This is a genomic window from Inquilinus limosus, from assembly GCF_002195995.1.
Taxonomy (GTDB): domain Bacteria; phylum Pseudomonadota; class Alphaproteobacteria; order DSM-16000; family Inquilinaceae; genus Inquilinus; species Inquilinus limosus_C.
Genome location: NZ_NHON01000084.1, coordinates 1 through 15,670, shown reverse-complemented (window position 1 = coordinate 15,670; position 15,670 = coordinate 1). Strand labels below are relative to the sequence as shown.

Genomic DNA, 15,670 nt, shown 5'->3' with positions numbered 1-15,670 from the left:
AGGTGCCGAGAGGAGCGGAAGCGACACGACGAAGCCGGCCGAACCGCGATCGCAGACCAACGCATCCCCAACGCTTCGCTCGATCAATCGAGGCGGATCGCGAAGAATGTTCCGTCAGGGCCGTTTGCGATCGAGAAGGGCTTTTCGATCTCGACGAGCTGGTCAGCAGAGGTGGCTAACGGGTCAAACGCATCGCTGCTCGCCGCCGACCAGGATCCGACACCCTGATCGAAGAAGATCGTTCCAGATCCGCGTTTCGTCGCGAAGTCGAGGCGTCTGCGATGCGGCACGTTTTGACCGCGTATCAGCCTCGCGCTCGGCCCGATCGTAGCCAGTAAGTGTTCGAACACCACGTCGCGATCCGCCTCGTCCGGCCAGTCGTCCTTCAGTCGCTTGCCGATTCTGGGACGTCCGCTTTTGCGGTTCGCATAAGTTTCCACGTTGATCCGCGTGCTCGCATCCGCGATTCCACGGAACGTCTCAACGATCAGACGGATGACAAGGGGGCTGAACAAGTACCGGTCTGAGTAGCGTATTTCGGTGCACGGTTCGGCGAAGACGTCTGCGAGCGCTACGTTGCGAGCCATCAGCGCCGCTCGCAACCGCGAACCGAAGCCCGCCGCTGGTCCGTCGAACTCCGTGCCAATCTCGAAGATCGTCTCGCGGATGCGTTCGGCGAGCAGTGAAGACACGTCGAGAAAGTCGAGCAGCTCTGGTCGGTCTCCACAGGGACCACGAACGACAGGCGCCTCGGACGTCCCACCCCAATCTGCGCCGATCGATCCAGCGAGTGAATCGAGTGAGCGCCAGGCCTCGATCCGGTCGGGAGTCCTCACAAGCGCAAGGAGGTCTATGTCGCTCGCGGGCAGTGCGGCAATGCGGGCGCGCGCGCGTTGGATCCAGAGCGCAACGCGTCGGCGCGTCACCGCGTCCGCGCGTTCCAGGGAATCGCGTTCGATCTCCATCACCACGTCGCGGTTGCGCGCACCCCAGCGCTCAGCGACCGACGTCATCGGCCACGTCTCGAAGTCCCACTCGACGGGATCGCCGCGCAGCACAACAATGAGCGAGGCGTCGGGACTCGACGCCATCTGCTCGTCGAGTGCTTGGGCAAGCGGCGCCGGTTCGTAACATGTCGCGCGGCCGAACAGACGATGCGTTATCGGGAGTTCGAGGCGATTCGCGGTAACCTCGAGGAGCGCGAACGCTCCGGCGCGATCAGTTCCGTCCGCCACGTGCTGGGTATCGGGTGCTAGGACGCAGCGGGGGCAGGCCCGCGCCGCTTCCGGCTCGCCGCACCGCCCCGCTCGAGTGCAGTCGAGAAAGGTGCACGCCTCGCGCAGTAACGCGACGGGATCGCGCGCGATCGTCGAGGAAAAGCCCGCACCGCCGCTCGCTCGATCGAACACGACCGCGCTCCAATTTGCCGCGCCATGCGGATTGGGAGCGGGGGGCGCGGCGAATCCCATCTCGTCGGCGTCGATGCCGAGCCTGTCTGCGACGGCCTCCCGCAACGCAAGCGCGACGGTGAGCGCCACCTCACGCGAGGTGCAATCGTAGAGTTGGACCTCACACAGGTCGGTTCTGATCTCGTGGCCGAGCGAGACGTGGCGGGTGACCGCGTAGGGCGCGAACTCTGGGGCTCCGGTGCAGGTCTCGTCGTCGATCGCCGTCGGCGCGCCACGCAGCGGCTTGTGTCCCGCAAGACCGGGACCGCCCTGCGCAGTCGATTCCGATTCGGCGCGACCGCAATGCAGGCACAGGGCGTAGCCGTGGCCATGATCGCCCGGGTTGAACCAGAAGACCGTGCCATCCGCACTGGCGCGTACTCGCCCGACCGTTGGATCAGGGAGCGAACGCCAGACCGCGTCGCGCGTCGACACCCAGGGATCGACGACCTTGGCGGCACCGACATTCGAAGGATCGTCGTGAATCTTGAAACGGACATCGACCGAGAACCCACCGGGCGCGAGGTAACGGACGTAATGCTGTGCGTCGGAGCCGCATTCTGCACATCGTGCGCGCTCGAGCGCTGAAGGTTTCGAATTGAGGGCACCGCAACTCTGGCAGGACCACATGGTGCGCAGGCTCTGGATCTCGCGTAGACCAGCCTGTGACGCGGGTCGCTGCCAGTTGAGGGTGACTCCAGCGGACTCTCGCACAACGCCATCGACGACGATCCCCCGACCGGGAGCGTATTCGTAGATTCCAACCTCGCGCGAGCGCGAGGGATAGCCGCGGCCGAAGCTCTTCTCGGAAAGCTCTGCGTCGCCAGCCGCAGCAGCGTGCTGGCGCGCGGATTTCTCGCCCGCCGTTTCCGTTATGAATTGGACGACGTCAGTTGGAAAGCCGTAGGAGGGTAGGAAGCCGCGCCCTGCCAGTTCACCCAACAGGAAGCCGCGCTCCAGCCGGCTGCGTTGGATCTCGCGCGCGCGATTGGCGGCGGCCAGTTCGACGTCGCCCACACCGACGTCCTGACCAGTCGAGGCGAGCGCTTCCCATTCGGCGCGGATCTCAGAGGTGATACGCTCCATGCGTGAGCGCAAATTCTCGACGAGATCGAGGCCGGGCAAGATCGGGGTGCCGGAGAGCAGGGAGTGTAGTTCGTCACCGAGCGCTGCGTCGTTGGGCGTGCGGTCGAGCCAGCTGAGGAAGCTCGCCACTGGCGTTGGATCGCTGTAGGTGGCGCTCGCGTCGACGAGCCCGAAGAACGCGCCGTTGGCGAGTTTGTGAAGCTCGGTGCCCGAATCCGCGAGGAATCGAGCGAGTAGCAGCGCGGCGGCATGGCGCGTCGCGATGGTGGGACTCTCAAGGCTGACCCTAGGGGTGCGGGCTTGACGGCCCAGATAGGCAAGTGGGTTGGCGATCGTCATGCGATCGAGTGGCTTGTCCTTGCAGAGGGTTAACCCGACGGCGATCGGTTGACGCGCGCGTCCGGCGCGGCCGACGCGCTGGCGATAATTGGCGATTTCGGGCGGCGTGTTCGTGTTGAGCACCCCCTCAATGCTGCCGATGTCGACACCCATCTCCATGGTCGTAGAGCAACCCAGCACGTTGATACGACCTTCCTTGAATTGGCGCTCGTAGCGGCGCAGCACCGAACTGGGCTGTTGTGCCGAGTGTTCCGCAGCTCGCAGCCAGGGTGAGAGCTTCGCCGCACGATCATTCTGATCGGTCCACCGCCCAGCTTCGCGCAGCCGAACCACGCGCTCGTCCTCGCCCATCCAAGCGTCGAGTGAGGCCTCCGGGACGGTGTAACCGCTCTCGTCGCGTCGCCACACGAAGGGAAGAAGCGGCATGACGATCGGCTCGGCGACCGGATGGACACCGTCGACATCATAGGGGCTCAGTCCCTTTAACGTCGTGTCGAGCACGCGGCGCGTGGTTGGGCACCAAAAGGCGCTCTCGACCCGCGCTACTGAGAGCGCTCCGAGCCGCATGCGAAACCCATTGTCGGTCGTCGCCATGTAGCGCTTGAGCGCCGTCCAGGCGTCGTCGAACAAGGCACCGACTTTGTCTCGGTCGCCGCTCACCTCGGGATCGAGCATCAGCGCCTGAAAGACGAGCCGCACAATGCGTGTTAGGCGCAGCCCATAGGGATTGGGCCAAAGGCGAATGTAGCGGCTCGACCGCTGTCCCGGCGCCCAGGGGATGATCTCAATGTGGCTCTGTCGGCGATCGATCCAGTTCAACCACCAGCGATCGAAATGGAGCGCGACGTTGGTGCGAACGAAGTGCGTGACGATCAGTCTCAAGAGGTCGCGCCAGTCACCTTCGGACAGACCGACAGCGTGCGCAGAGGCGGGGATTAGCACATTTGCGTCGTCGATACCCGGTAGCTCATAGCGGAACAGACCAAGGGTCTCGGCCGAGTTTGCGCGTACTGGCCGGCGCATTGCCTCGCGATAAAGGAGGAACTCAGCGAGTATGGTCGGATCCTCGAAGCGCGGATCGCGATTGGTTGTGGTCCAGAGCGTTCGCAAGAACGTGTTGACCGTCGTGTGGCGGGAGAGGTGCGAGACGAGCTCGGACCATGGCCGTGCAGTCGTTCCCACGAGCGCGGCTCGGCGACCTTCGAGCTCCTTGAGGATGGCAGCATAGGTCGTATCGCTGGAAAGCCCGCGCATTGCCGCAATCTGTTGGTCGAGCTTAGCAATCTCGGCTGGATCGTGCGCGTTCCGTTCCTGCACGAAGTGGTAGAGGAACCCTCGCACGAAGCCACGCTCGGACGCGATCTGGATATTGGCGGCATGACGCGCAGTGCCCTGCCGAGCGTCAGTGAAGGTGATGAGGCGCCGGCCGTTGCAGGGCAACGGCTGGTCACCGTGTGGCTCAGGAGAGAGGTCGGCCAGGAAGCCAGGTGTAATCTGCGCCATCAGGAACGGAGCGCCCGCATTCGCGGGACGCAGGGCGCCGCGGGCAGGATCGAAGCTTGCCGGAGCATCGCCACAACCGCAACATGCCGAGAGATCGGCCGAAGCGCCGAATACAATCGACTCGTCTTCGCCGTCGAGAATACCGGTCTCGCGCTCAACTACGAGGTGGCGCAATCCCGCGCTGAGTGGGAGATGGAGATAGCGGCGCGAGACCCGTGTCGGGGCGACGGGAGGGGTGGGGCTTGAATGGGAGTCCTCGACACCTTCCTCATCGTCGGTGACTTCACGCTCCAACGTCTGTTCGAAGTCGTCAATTTCAGCGGTGTCACTCCACGACGTGATCCGCGAACCGCCGTCAACTTCTTCCGCGCGCAGTGCGCCGTCACCGCACAGCGTGCACACGGCCCATTCAAGTACGATTGATTTGCAGTGAGGACAATTTCCACGGGACTCGAAAAATACTGCACCGTACGCCCAGTCCGAGCGGGCATCTCCCCCTGGTCTGCCACTGCAGTTCGGGTTGATGCAAGCCCACACACCGGCGAGCGTGCGATGGAAAAGATGGACGCGGGTCGGCAAGATCGAGTCGTTGCCCGAGGCGACCATGGCTTCGGTGGCGTTGGGATCGCGTGCCCTCGCCGCCTCGACGAGCAGGCGCGTGGGTCTTGCGTCAGCCTCCACGGTGGTCTGTGCGATTTGCGACCATTGCTGCCAACTGAATACGCCGCCGCTTCGCAGCGTCTCACGTGCGTTGCGAAGCCCCGGTGAAGCGGCCAGACGAGCGCCACTCTCGGCCGCATCCATCTCGGAAAGTGCGTCGAGCGCGACCAAGCGTTCGTCCAACACTGGGGCGGGTGGGAGCGGCGCGCGCTCACCTTCGACAACGCGGATGCGTTCCACGGGAGCGCCCGACAGATCGCCAAGGAAGCGGGCAAGCTCGTCGCGGGCGTTGGGCCCTCCGATCGTCGCCGAGGTAGCGATGTAGCGCAGATCTTTGGGCTCCCGTCCGAACGCCAGCGCGACACGTCGTAGAAGGAGCGCAATCTCGGCCGCCTGGGCACCCATGTAGGAATGCGCCTCATCGAGCACGACGAAGTCGAGCGTGCCCTGGGATGCTGAGAGAATCGGCGCATCGTTTTGCCGGATCAGCATGTATTCGAGCATCGTGGCGTTGGTCACGAGCACGGGCGTCGGCGAGGCGCGCAGCGCAGTGCGGTCCCCGACCCGCCAGGGTGTCGCGCGACGCGTCTCCGCGCTTGCCGTCTCAGGTGTCTCGCCGTTGTAGAGGGCATAGCGGAGTGCGCCACCGAACGGTGCGAACCAGCGCGAAAGGCGTTCTTCCTGGCTGCTGATCAACGCATTGAGCGGGTAGAGCATGAGCGCACGTACCCCCTCGAGAGGGTGCCTGCCGCCGTCGGACAAGCGGACCAGACGATCGAGGATCGGCACGAGGAAGCATTCGGTCTTGCCCGAACCCGTACCACTTGACACGATAACCGATGCGGGCTCGTGCGCGGTCAGGGCCTCCCAGGCCGCCGCCTGATGCGCGTACGGCGGGAAGGACACCGCGCGTAACGCCTCGATGGTTCTGGGATCGAGAACGTGGCCGGGAAGGCCTTCCCAACCATCCGCGAGCGGCAGCCAGGGAAACGCTCCTTCGACGAGCGGTTCGGCGAGCAGCGATCCTGGCGCTCCTGCGGACGCGCCCCAAGTATCGCGAAGATGTTTTGCGAGCGTTCGCGACCTAGGTTTCAGCATCCCCAAGATGGCGTCGGCTGCTTGCTCGGGCAACCGGCTCATCATCCGTTCGAAGTCGATCATGCCGCATTTCCATTGGTAAGAGCGATGCGGTGCAGTGTTTCGTTCGTGCGCATTGGGACGATCACCTCGAAATATTCCGGGTCGTAAAGCGCCGCATCTCGGCAACGGGCGAGTTCAATAGGTTGGAGGGGATGGATGCCGGCGGCATGATCCGCCACTGCGAATGGGGCGGCGATAATGTCTGCGAAAGCGGGATCGAATGTCGTCCAGCGCATGTGTTGCGCTGCGACCGTCTTGTCCGACAGTGTGCCGCGCGGCGGCGGATGGTCGCTGTCAGCGTGGCGCGTGATCATTCGGCCGATCTCGGTACGGGCGTCGGCTCCGCGGTCGATTCGCAGGAACGCGGTAGATGATCCGGTGGTTGCCAGACCGGAAGCCGCCATCGTCAAGAATACCGCTCGCGCATGTCCGCCGAGCTCGGTTCGCAGGGTGGCGATCTCGCTGAGCGCGGTCATGACAAGACGATCGGCGACGTCGAGTTCGATTCCGACCTCGCGGAGCCGACCGCGAACCGCGCCTAGCCTCGCCTCGAATGCCACAAGCCATGCTTCGATGGTCGTCGCACACCACAGGAAGGGCAAGTCGCGTTGTAGGTCGAGGAGCGCGGCGCGCTCCTCGAGGCTGTCGCAGCCAGCGAGCAAATGAACAGCGATTGCTGGCGCCGATTCAAGTGCGCGTAGCGCGTCGATGCTCGACAGAGGCAGGCGTTCGCGCCGCGCGAGCACGAGGAGATCAATCAACAAGCGAACGTCACCGCGGGACATGTTCGCTGGATCGGCATAGGCATCGGCGAAGGCACGTGCGCGGGGCAGGGCCGCGTCGATCGAAACTGCACGAACCAAAGGCGTCGCATCCCTGTTGGGCGCCCTGCCCGCAGGGACGACGCGTGGGCGGACGATCTCGCCGGTCCGGCGGCTGCCGAACACCAACCAGGGCCCGTTCGGCAGGGCGGGTTCGAGCTCAGCGCGCATTGTCGCCTGGCTCGCCGGCGCGGTCACTGATTGGACGCCGGCGGACGGATCGACGAGCGAGACTGCGCGCAGGTTGAGTGCGTGGATCGATGCGAGCGCCGCGAATGCGCTGATCCGCGGGACGACGAACGGATCAACCTCTTCTGCATACCAGCGCACTTCCGCGAGATGTTCGTTGGCGCCGAGTGCGGATAGGATGACGCGCGCGTCGAGTGTCGCCGAGCGACCGAGTAGCTGACGGATCGTATCGCGCAGTGCAGAGAGCGGGATATCGCCGGTCACTGGGCGCGAGATCGCGAGTGGAGGAGCGTCTTTCGCGCGCAGTTCCATAAAGAGTGTAACCTCGCGAGTCGCGAGAATTCGGTATCCCCCGAGTCCGTCGAGCGCGAAGTTCGCTCGCGTGTTCACAAGCCTGTTGCGTTCGTCGATCAATCGCAGCTCGTAGCTGGGGTCTGCGAGGGTCAAGGCGACTTCGGTTTCCCAGCGCGCGCGGACCGTCACGATCGGCGTCCCCGACGGCGCGCCAAGATCGATTACGTCGACGCCGTTCTCGGATCGGATCCTGAGTGGCCGGGCACCGACGGCTGCGAGCATTGACGCGCCGAGGTTAGATATCCGCAACTCACGGCGCGTCCGGTCGAATGCGATCTTCATTCCGGCCGGTACGACATCAGCGGGAACAGCGTGACGGATCTCGCTTTCCTCGATTACGGCGATCTCGATCGCCCCAGCGGGCGTTGCTCCGTCGAGGGTGCGCCACGATCCACGGCCGCGCGGTCGCCAAGCGAGCGATTCCCGTCGTGGCGCGATGATATGACCGTCCTTCTCGATCCACAGGCGCGGTATGCCGCAATAGACCGTCTCGCGCACGTTCGCGATGAGTTCGCCTACTAGTATTGGCCGCGCATCGAGGGCTCGTTCAGCCTTTGTCCGCCAGCGCCAACGCGCACCGCTGCCCTCGAACGTCGCAGTGCCCGCGAACAGGACGATCCGACGGCCCGACGCCGGGCAAACTCCGATGTCTTGCGACCCATCAGAGAACGCGATTTTCGGCAAGATATCTGGCCGAACTGCGATCACGAGCACGGGCTTGCTCGTCTGGCACGAAGAGCAACCGATCACGCGCAGAACGCGGGGACGTTGAGCGTCGTCCAGCTCGGCGATGTCGAGCGCAACAACAGGCGCGTCGAGCGCTAGCCCGCCAGGGGGGACGAAATCGCCTATGGTGGTGTGACTAGCCTGCACCAGCAGCCGTGCCTCGCGTTCAAGCGCGAGCTCGGCGTCAAATTCGGTCACGAAGGACCTCAGCTCGTGTACGAGGCCGTCCTCTGCGTCATAGGTCTCGATCGCGGCGATCGCGGTCAGCTCCTCGGAGAAGGGAGGACGCGGGAAGATCCTCAGGCGACGCCCTTCGCCGATCGCTTGCGCAATAGAGGCGGGAACACGGCGTAAGTCGAGTGTGCCTTCGAGAACGAGCGACGCTCGTGCCGTCCATTCGTTCTCGCCGATGCGGACGAGGGTTCGCTCGACGTCGAGCGCCCCGCGATCGCCCTCACGGAGCCTAACCATGCGTTCGACGAGCGTACGCACGTCGTCCTGCTCAACGTCGAAGGGAAGGGCGTCCCGCCACCCGGGATCGTGCGCGTCGAGAAACGTTACGGGATCACCGCCCCGTGCCTCAATGGGGATCGTCTTGCGGAGATCAACGATTGCGCCACACAACTCGATCGCCGGTTCGATGAGGGCCTGGGCGAGCCGGTCGGACACGCGCCAAGCTTCCGCGCCGACCGCCTGGTCGACGTGGAAGCCGCGCTCGGCGCACAGCACGGCGTGCTTGAGCCACGCAGAGATCCGCGGATCGTCACGAACCGCTGCGACCGGAAAGCCGCTCTCGCGGACGATCGCGAGCAGGCGTTCGCCGCCGCTTGGCAAAGGGCGGCGCCACATGAGGAGGCCGTGCCAAACGAGATCCTCAACATCGCAATATTGCACGCGGCGACCCTGGCCGTAATCGAGACCAATGCTCCGCAATGGCCGGATCCAATCCCAATGCCCGCCGCCACGTTCGCGACGGAACCACTCGGCAACGTGCGCGACGATCAACGCCGCGCCAGCTCTGTCGCCGATCACGTGAGAAACGTGCCGCCGAAGGAGAGCGGCAGTACGGTCATACTCGTCCTTCGTAAAGCGATAGGCGTGAAGCGGTCGACGGTCCGGCGTGTCGAGACCGCGCGCTGCGAGCAATGCACTGAACCCACTCGTGAGCTCGGAGTGATTCATAAACGCGTGCCCCCTTTCCCGAACTGCATATCGCCCGATCGAATTCGAGAGGAAAGTCTCAACGCCCCCTTGGAGATTGGCCGGTGATGGATGCGCAACCAAACAGGTTCACAGCCGCATACGCGGTCGGCTTCAAATGGCCCATCGAAACAGTTCCTGAAATAAAGTTTAACTGCCGCTAGGAAAGCAATGTCCCGGCTTTTCGTCAAATCGATTCATCTCGTCGGCCGATTGCTCACCGATCCGAGCGGATCTCGCCAAATTGTAGGTAGCCGGAGATTGCGTGTCTTTGTGTTCGGTTTGGAGATGTGAGCGAAGAGCCGCTTTGTGAGGCGATCCTGCTGGGTTCGGCTGCCCCGAAGTGGGGCACAGTGGCATGTTGGAGCGATGTCCCTTATTGGGGTGGCGGCCCAATGTCCGCTTACGGCGGGACGAGGACGGCTTGGTCGCAATGCGGATTCGCCCATTGGCATAAGGGGCGCTGTTATTTTGATGGACTATACCCTGCTGTGAGGCCAGACATGACCCTCAATCCGGCGTTGGATCGGCTCCATGCGGCGATCGCCGACCAACGCCGGCAGGCCGACGAATGGCGCAAGCCGAGCGCGCTGATCACCTTCGAAGCTGTTCGGGCGCTCGATGATCTGTTCTGCCGTGAGCTGTTCGAGGAGGGGCGCCGTGCGCCGGCCGATGCCTATCGGACAATTCTGACCTGGGGCGGCAACCAGGCTCTGCAGCGCGTACTGCCCACAGTGCTTGAGACTCGACCACATCGTTTCCTCGCCAGCTCGTCGAACTCAGCCATGAAGATGGACGATTTCCTGTTCGAATGCGCCGCCTTGCAACTGGGTGAACGGTACGCGGCGTGGTTGCGTGACGGCTTGGTTGAGGGGCGCGTCCGGACCTTCCCAAAGCCAGACGAACCGGGCAACTCCGACGTCATCGAGCTGACGAGCGTGCAGGGGCGCGCGCACGACGAGGAAATCGGCCGCAATGGTCTGCGGTGGGCGAGCGCGCGGACCGCGGCCATCCGCTCGGCGGACGAGCGGCGCCTCCGGCAGCGGCACCGCAAACTCTATCGCGAACTGTCGGATCGGGTGTTCGCTGTCGATGATTGGACCATCGGCTACCGGTCGACCCCGAATATCGACGCCTACTTTGCAGAGTGGGCCCGCCTTTACTTGGAGCGGTTCTACGCCCAGGATCTACTTGGCGCCGACGATCGCATCGGCGGGCGACCGTTCTCCGCCTACATGGCCGTCCTGACGGTCTTATCGGCGCGGGCTCACAAACATATTGCGTTTGCTCAGATCCTTCTGCGCAAGAGGCCCGAGCTGTCGCTGCGCAACCTGCTTACCGGCGTGACCGGCTACGACCGCCTGTTGAAGGCCGTAGCCGGCCTCTTGGACGCGGATGAGCGGGAGGTAGCGGAGATCCTGGAGACCTTGACCCTTGGGCCGAAGAACGCTGCGGTTCATCTCTCGGAGACCGGCACCTGCTGGGCGCCTCTAGTGCGCACGACGGAGGACTCCATCGTGCTACCGATCTACGGACTCGACATCAATCCGATCCTGTTTCTGCTGACCGATCTCAGAAACCGGTACTCCAGCGACTGGGCGGTGATGGCGAATCGCCGCGAAGGGCGTTGGATCCGGGAGCTGGCCGAGCAATTCAATTCGCCGCGGTGGGCCTTCAACGACAAGAATCTCAAGCTGAAGCATGACGGCAAGGACGTGACCGACATCGACTTCGCGGTGTTCGATCGTAGGGATGGCGACCTCGCGCTGTTGCAGCTCAAATGGCAGCAGCCCATTGGCACCGACGAACGCCAGCGGCGCAACGCGGGACACAATCTGACCGGCGAATGCAATAAGTGGATCGAGCGCGTGACGGGATGGATCGCGATCTACGGGCTGGAGGAGCTTGTGCGCCGACTGGGCTTTTCTCCAGCGCCCGCGCCGCGGCTCCACCTCGTTATCCTGGGGCGCTATCACGCGCACTTCACCGGCTCGGGCGTTCGCGATGGTCGAGCGGACTGGTTCGATTGGCAGCACGTCCGTCGAGCGCGTCTTGAAGGGCCTCGTCGTTCGCTCGCACAACTCCTAGATGCGGTCGCCCGCGAGACCGCGGCGTCCGCCGCGGCCGCCCAGAAGGAATCCAACATGCTGCCGATCGGAGACGCTGGAGTAATCTTGAACCCTGATCGGATGCCGGATAGGTGACCGACTCCCGCGACAATGGCCTACTATGGATTGCCCAGCGTTACGGCCAGGAATGGTGCGACGAGGACGTGCAGGCAGCTGTTGGTTGGCTCGTCTCACTCGTCCCCGGTTCGGAGTGGAGGCCGCGCGCTGCTGCGGTCGAGGCGCGATTCCAGGCGGCAAAGGCGAATTGGGCCGACGGTCGACGGGTGCCACTCTTCGAACCAGCCGATGCAGTCGCCTGGTACGTCCACCAGGCGAGCAGATATGCAGATCCGCTGCTTCGGCCAGACTTCTTTTTGCCGGAAGGTTTCCGCATCGCGCCCCTCTTTAGGCGCATCGGGCAACTGCTGCCGACGTTGAGGACGATTGAGGGCGCGGAAGCTCGTGCAGCCCGACTTATGACCGAGAACACCTCTCAACCGGACGATGGCATCTACGAGCTGTTGGTCGCGGGCGCCTATGCTCGCCGGGGCTGGAGCACGGTGCGCTTCGTTCCCGAGGCACCGGGCATCGAGAAGCGGCCCGACTTGCTGGTCGACCGCCGCCGCTCAAGTTGGGCTGTCGAATGCAAGAGGGCAGGCAGATCCGGTTACGCTCGGGACGAGCGACTCGCTGGCGAGCGCATGGCAGAGGGTGCGCATGCTCTGTCACGTAGCGTCAATCGACCTCTCGTGATCCTTGTGCGGTTCACGGAGGAGTTGCATCTGCTCGAGAAAAAATATCTTGCAGGAAAGGTCGAGCGCTTCCTCGATACTAAGGTTCCTTATGAATGGAAGGACGAAGGCGGACAGGGCGTGGTCATGGACGTCATATGGAGCGCGCTGCACAGCGTCATGGTCCATGACGACATTTATTTCGGATCGAGCCGGATGGCCGAATTGCTCCTTGGTCGGTACGATCAGATGATGGACTTTTCGATGGCGGGCGATTGGACGCCGGCTCAGGGTCGGCCGCTCCATGCGACGTGGGTGGATCACGTTAGCCTCGTCGCCTGGAGAAGCACCTCGGACGAAGCGGCCAGGCGTAAGGCGATGCACTTCCGCGGGCTCGTCGCTCGGGCCTCGGCCCAGCTCCCCGGCGACCGTCCAGGCGCGATCCACGTGGGCTACGAGGCGGTGGGTGGCAATAGCGAGGACGGCCGCAGGCACCAACTCAATCGCCGCGAGATGCGTACCTTCGATCCTGCGATTACGGGCCTACGAATGGTGTACGGCAATTATTTCATGAATGAGCTCGTCACCTCGAGGAACGAGAGCGCGGCCGTGACCGAGACCCTCGCGTGGTATCCCGTCGGATCAGCTAGATCGCTGCATCCCCTTCCGGGCCACATGCTTTTCATGGACGAGAATGGCAAGCCTGGGTCGCACCTCTAGAGCAAGTTCGGGATCGGTGGATGACCGCGTCGCCGCCGCGAGGTAGGCCGACATCGGCGGGTGGGTGGTAAAGAGGCGGATATCGGAAAGAGCGATTCCCGATCTCCACTGCTTGTATCAAGCCGAGGCGGTCAAGTCCGCTTCGGGTAACTCATTGCGGTGTCCGGTTTCGGGAGCCATCCAGGGCGCCGGGCTGGCAAGGAACAGCTGTTCTCAGCCAGATTGGGTCAGGTCCGGTTTGGAGGAGCCCCCGGCAACGTCCGCATGTGGCGCGACTGAGCCATCGCTGCCTGGCAGCAGGATCGGCGCGGATCGGAAACGCGTGGCACAATGAATTCGATCCGCATCCCTATCGCGGTCGATCCGGCGACCATCGCAGCGACTAGACGAGGCCGGCGTCGGGCGGGCCATGCCGGCCGCCAAGGGCAAGGCCTGACCGAAGCTTGGGAGGATACGACGATGCTCAAGACATATAGTGGCAGTTGCCATTGCGGCGCGATCCGGTTCGAGGCGGATCTCGGCACCGGGACCGGGAACTGCAGCTGCTCGATCTGCACTAAGACCAGACTGGGTCGGTCGAGGCCGGCCCCAAGCGCTTCCGCATGTTGGCGGGCGAAGCCGAGCTGACCGACTATCGGGGACAGTCACCCGTGGCGCACCACCCGTTCTGCCGACATTGCGGGGTGCGCGTCTTCAAGCGCGTGGACATGCCGAACCTGAGTGGCAGCCCCTACCACAACATCAATGTCGCCTGCCTCGATGGCGTCGACATCGACGAGCTGATGTCTGCGCCAGTTACCTATTACGATGGCCGCAACGACGACCGGGGGTCGATTCCGGCCGAGATACGACATCTGTGACCCGCAACCGCCTTCGGCCGCACCAACAGGACGAAACGCCGAACCCATTTCGGTCAAGATGTGGAGCCAACGCCATCGGCGTCCAATGCAAGCTGCCGCTGCATCGTCCGCGATGAGGCGCACGCTTGAGATTTCGGCAGCCGGGTGGTGGCTTCCGTCGCGTCGGGGTCATGTCCGCTGCGCAGAGCCAGCCGCGAGGCGGGTTTCGAGCGCGCTCCCAGGCAGCGGGTTGAAGAGCCCGCGCCGGGCGTCCACTATCGCCCGGCGGCTCCGTCAAATCGCGGATCGGCCGTGCCGGGCAGCCGGAACGGCCATCCGACTTGGAAGGGGGAGGACCAAATGAGCGCCCTGATCAGGATCGACTTCGCGGGCGGCACCGCAACAAGCGGCAACGTCTCCGTAGTACTGACCGACTGCACCGTCGCCCCAAGCGCTCAGAATGGCGTGGTCGTGGCCATGGCTTCGGCATTGACCAACATCAGCGTCCTCAGCGATCAGGTGACGATCGCGACGACAACTGGTGCCCAATTCAATGGATCCGTCGCCATCGCTATCAGCTGGGTCGAAGGGGGCCAACCGTCGGTCGCGCTGGACAATCTGCAGATCGGCGGCGGTAACCCAGCGACGGTGACCTGGTCCACTTCGGGCGGTCCAGAGACCCAGATCCTGGCCTCGGGCGATCCTCTGGCGCTCGTCGGCATCGTCAACGATTGAGCGTGGAGTGGACACATGGCGCTCAAACGGATGGACAACATCGGAATCGTGTTCGATGACCTCGGAGGGACGATCGATTTCTTTCGCGAGCCCGGCCTCGAGCTCGAAGGCCGGGCCACGATCGAAGGAGACTGGGCCGGACGGGCCACCGGACTGAGCGATCAGCGCGTCGAGATTGCCATGATGCGCACGCCGGATGGTCACGGCCGGCTCGAGCTGTCCCGCTTCCTCACGCCGCCTGCCGTCGCGGATCACCGCAACCCCCGGTTAACGCTCTAGGCTACCTCCGCGTGATGTTCGCCGTGGATGACATCGACGAAACGCTTGAAAGGCTCCGGAATCGCGGCGCACAGCTCGTAGGCGAAGTCGTCCAGTATAAAGATGCGTATCGGCTCTGCTACGTCCGGGGGCATGAAGGGCTTCTCATCGGGCTCGCCCAAGAACTCAGCTGAGCGCAATACGACGACAATGACGAAGGCCCCAAGCTGCCTGGGGAAGCCCGTTCCGGGCAAATGACGATCCAATCTGTGCGCAACTCGCTGAATGTCCGGTTGCGGACGCTGGCGCCAGGACCGGTTCCAGGCAACCTCATCCGGACATCTGACCCGGGAAGTGCCGAGGGACATGCCAATTCGGTCAATGTCCGGAATGGGTGCGCCTCGGCGATGGCCGGATATGGCGCCCTCCCGTCGGGGCAGAGCCCGCGCGAGGAGCAAATTGCTTTCCAGCGGGCGATGCTCGTGAACTCTGGCAGACCGCGATCATTAGGACTGGGTGTGATGCGGAGGTCTGGCACCGCGAACGGCGCCGGACGGGTGGCGCCGTCCTTTAGAGCGGGATGAATTTATCTGAGGTCATAACCGGCCTGGGCGAAGAAGTTGCGGCACTGTGGCGGGGTGACAGTGTCGAGGATGGAGGCGATAGCGTCGCAGATAGCGTCGGGGTTGCGTCGAGCGGCCTTGCGCAGGAGGTGCTTGAGCTTGGCGAAGAGCATCTCGATCGGGTTGAGGTCGGGGGAGTATTTCGGCAGGAAGAAGAGCTTGGCGCCGGCGTCGCGGATGGCTTGGCGGA

The 15,670-nt window shown here is 63.9% G+C and carries 8 protein-coding genes; 5 read left to right on the top strand and 3 right to left on the bottom strand.

Features of this window, described 5'->3' with window-relative positions; all coding sequences use genetic code 11:
• Positions 1-83: 83 nt before the first annotated feature.
• Positions 84-6,197: a DEAD/DEAH box helicase gene (locus BWR60_RS28650; protein WP_088155450.1), complete on the bottom strand. Its 6,114-nt coding sequence runs from the start codon at positions 6,195-6,197 to the stop codon at positions 84-86.
• Positions 6,194-9,448, bottom strand: a complete 3,255-nt coding sequence (locus BWR60_RS28645; RefSeq protein ID WP_144445793.1) for an STY4851/ECs_5259 family protein — start codon at positions 9,446-9,448, stop codon at positions 6,194-6,196. The genes BWR60_RS28650 and BWR60_RS28645 overlap by 4 nt, the downstream gene beginning before the upstream one ends.
• A 521-nt stretch (positions 9,449-9,969) precedes the next feature.
• Between BWR60_RS28645 and BWR60_RS28640 the strand changes: the two genes are divergently transcribed.
• The 5 genes from BWR60_RS28640 (at position 9,970) to BWR60_RS37800 (ending at position 14,878) form a co-directional block, all read left to right on the top strand.
• Positions 9,970-11,670 carry a hypothetical protein gene (locus tag BWR60_RS28640; RefSeq protein WP_088155446.1) on the top strand — a complete coding sequence of 567 codons (1,701 nt, stop codon included), beginning with the start codon at positions 9,970-9,972 and terminating at the stop codon, positions 11,668-11,670.
• A complete protein-coding gene (locus BWR60_RS28635; protein ID WP_088155444.1) occupies positions 11,667-13,025 on the top strand; it encodes a hypothetical protein in 1,359 nt (452 codons plus the stop codon). Before BWR60_RS28640 ends, BWR60_RS28635 begins: the two co-directional genes overlap by 4 nt.
• 602 nt (positions 13,026-13,627) lie before the next feature.
• Positions 13,628-13,885 (top strand): hypothetical protein, encoded by a 258-nt coding sequence (locus BWR60_RS37805; protein ID WP_218823723.1) that lies wholly within the window; start codon positions 13,628-13,630, stop codon positions 13,883-13,885.
• A gap of 339 nt (positions 13,886-14,224) precedes the next feature.
• Positions 14,225-14,599: a hypothetical protein gene (locus tag BWR60_RS28625; RefSeq protein WP_088155442.1), complete on the top strand. Its 375-nt coding sequence runs from the start codon at positions 14,225-14,227 to the stop codon at positions 14,597-14,599.
• A 15-nt stretch (positions 14,600-14,614) separates the two neighbouring features.
• Complete coding sequence (locus BWR60_RS37800; RefSeq protein ID WP_218823722.1) at positions 14,615-14,878, top strand: hypothetical protein; 264 nt, start codon at positions 14,615-14,617, stop codon at positions 14,876-14,878.
• Positions 14,879-15,443: 565 nt separating this feature from the next.
• On the opposite strand, the gene BWR60_RS38375 is transcribed toward BWR60_RS37800, so the two are convergent.
• The coding region (locus BWR60_RS38375) for a transposase (RefSeq protein ID WP_230983213.1) at positions 15,444-15,670 on the bottom strand (227 nt) is incomplete at its 5' end.

Excerpts from the sequence above, each read along its gene's own strand:
- BWR60_RS28625 (WP_088155442.1), top strand. The coding sequence starts at position 14,225 with ATGAGCGCCCTGATCAGGATCGACTTCGCGGGCGGCACCGCAACAAGC.
- BWR60_RS28650 (WP_088155450.1), bottom strand. The coding sequence starts at position 6,197 with ATGATCGACTTCGAACGGATGATGAGCCGGTTGCCCGAGCAAGCAGCC.
- BWR60_RS37800 (WP_218823722.1), top strand. The coding sequence starts at position 14,615 with ATGGCGCTCAAACGGATGGACAACATCGGAATCGTGTTCGATGACCTC.
- BWR60_RS28645 (WP_144445793.1), bottom strand. The coding sequence starts at position 9,448 with ATGAATCACTCCGAGCTCACGAGTGGGTTCAGTGCATTGCTCGCAGCG.
- BWR60_RS28640 (WP_088155446.1), top strand. The coding sequence starts at position 9,970 with ATGACCCTCAATCCGGCGTTGGATCGGCTCCATGCGGCGATCGCCGAC.
- BWR60_RS37805 (WP_218823723.1), top strand. The coding sequence starts at position 13,628 with ATGTTGGCGGGCGAAGCCGAGCTGACCGACTATCGGGGACAGTCACCC.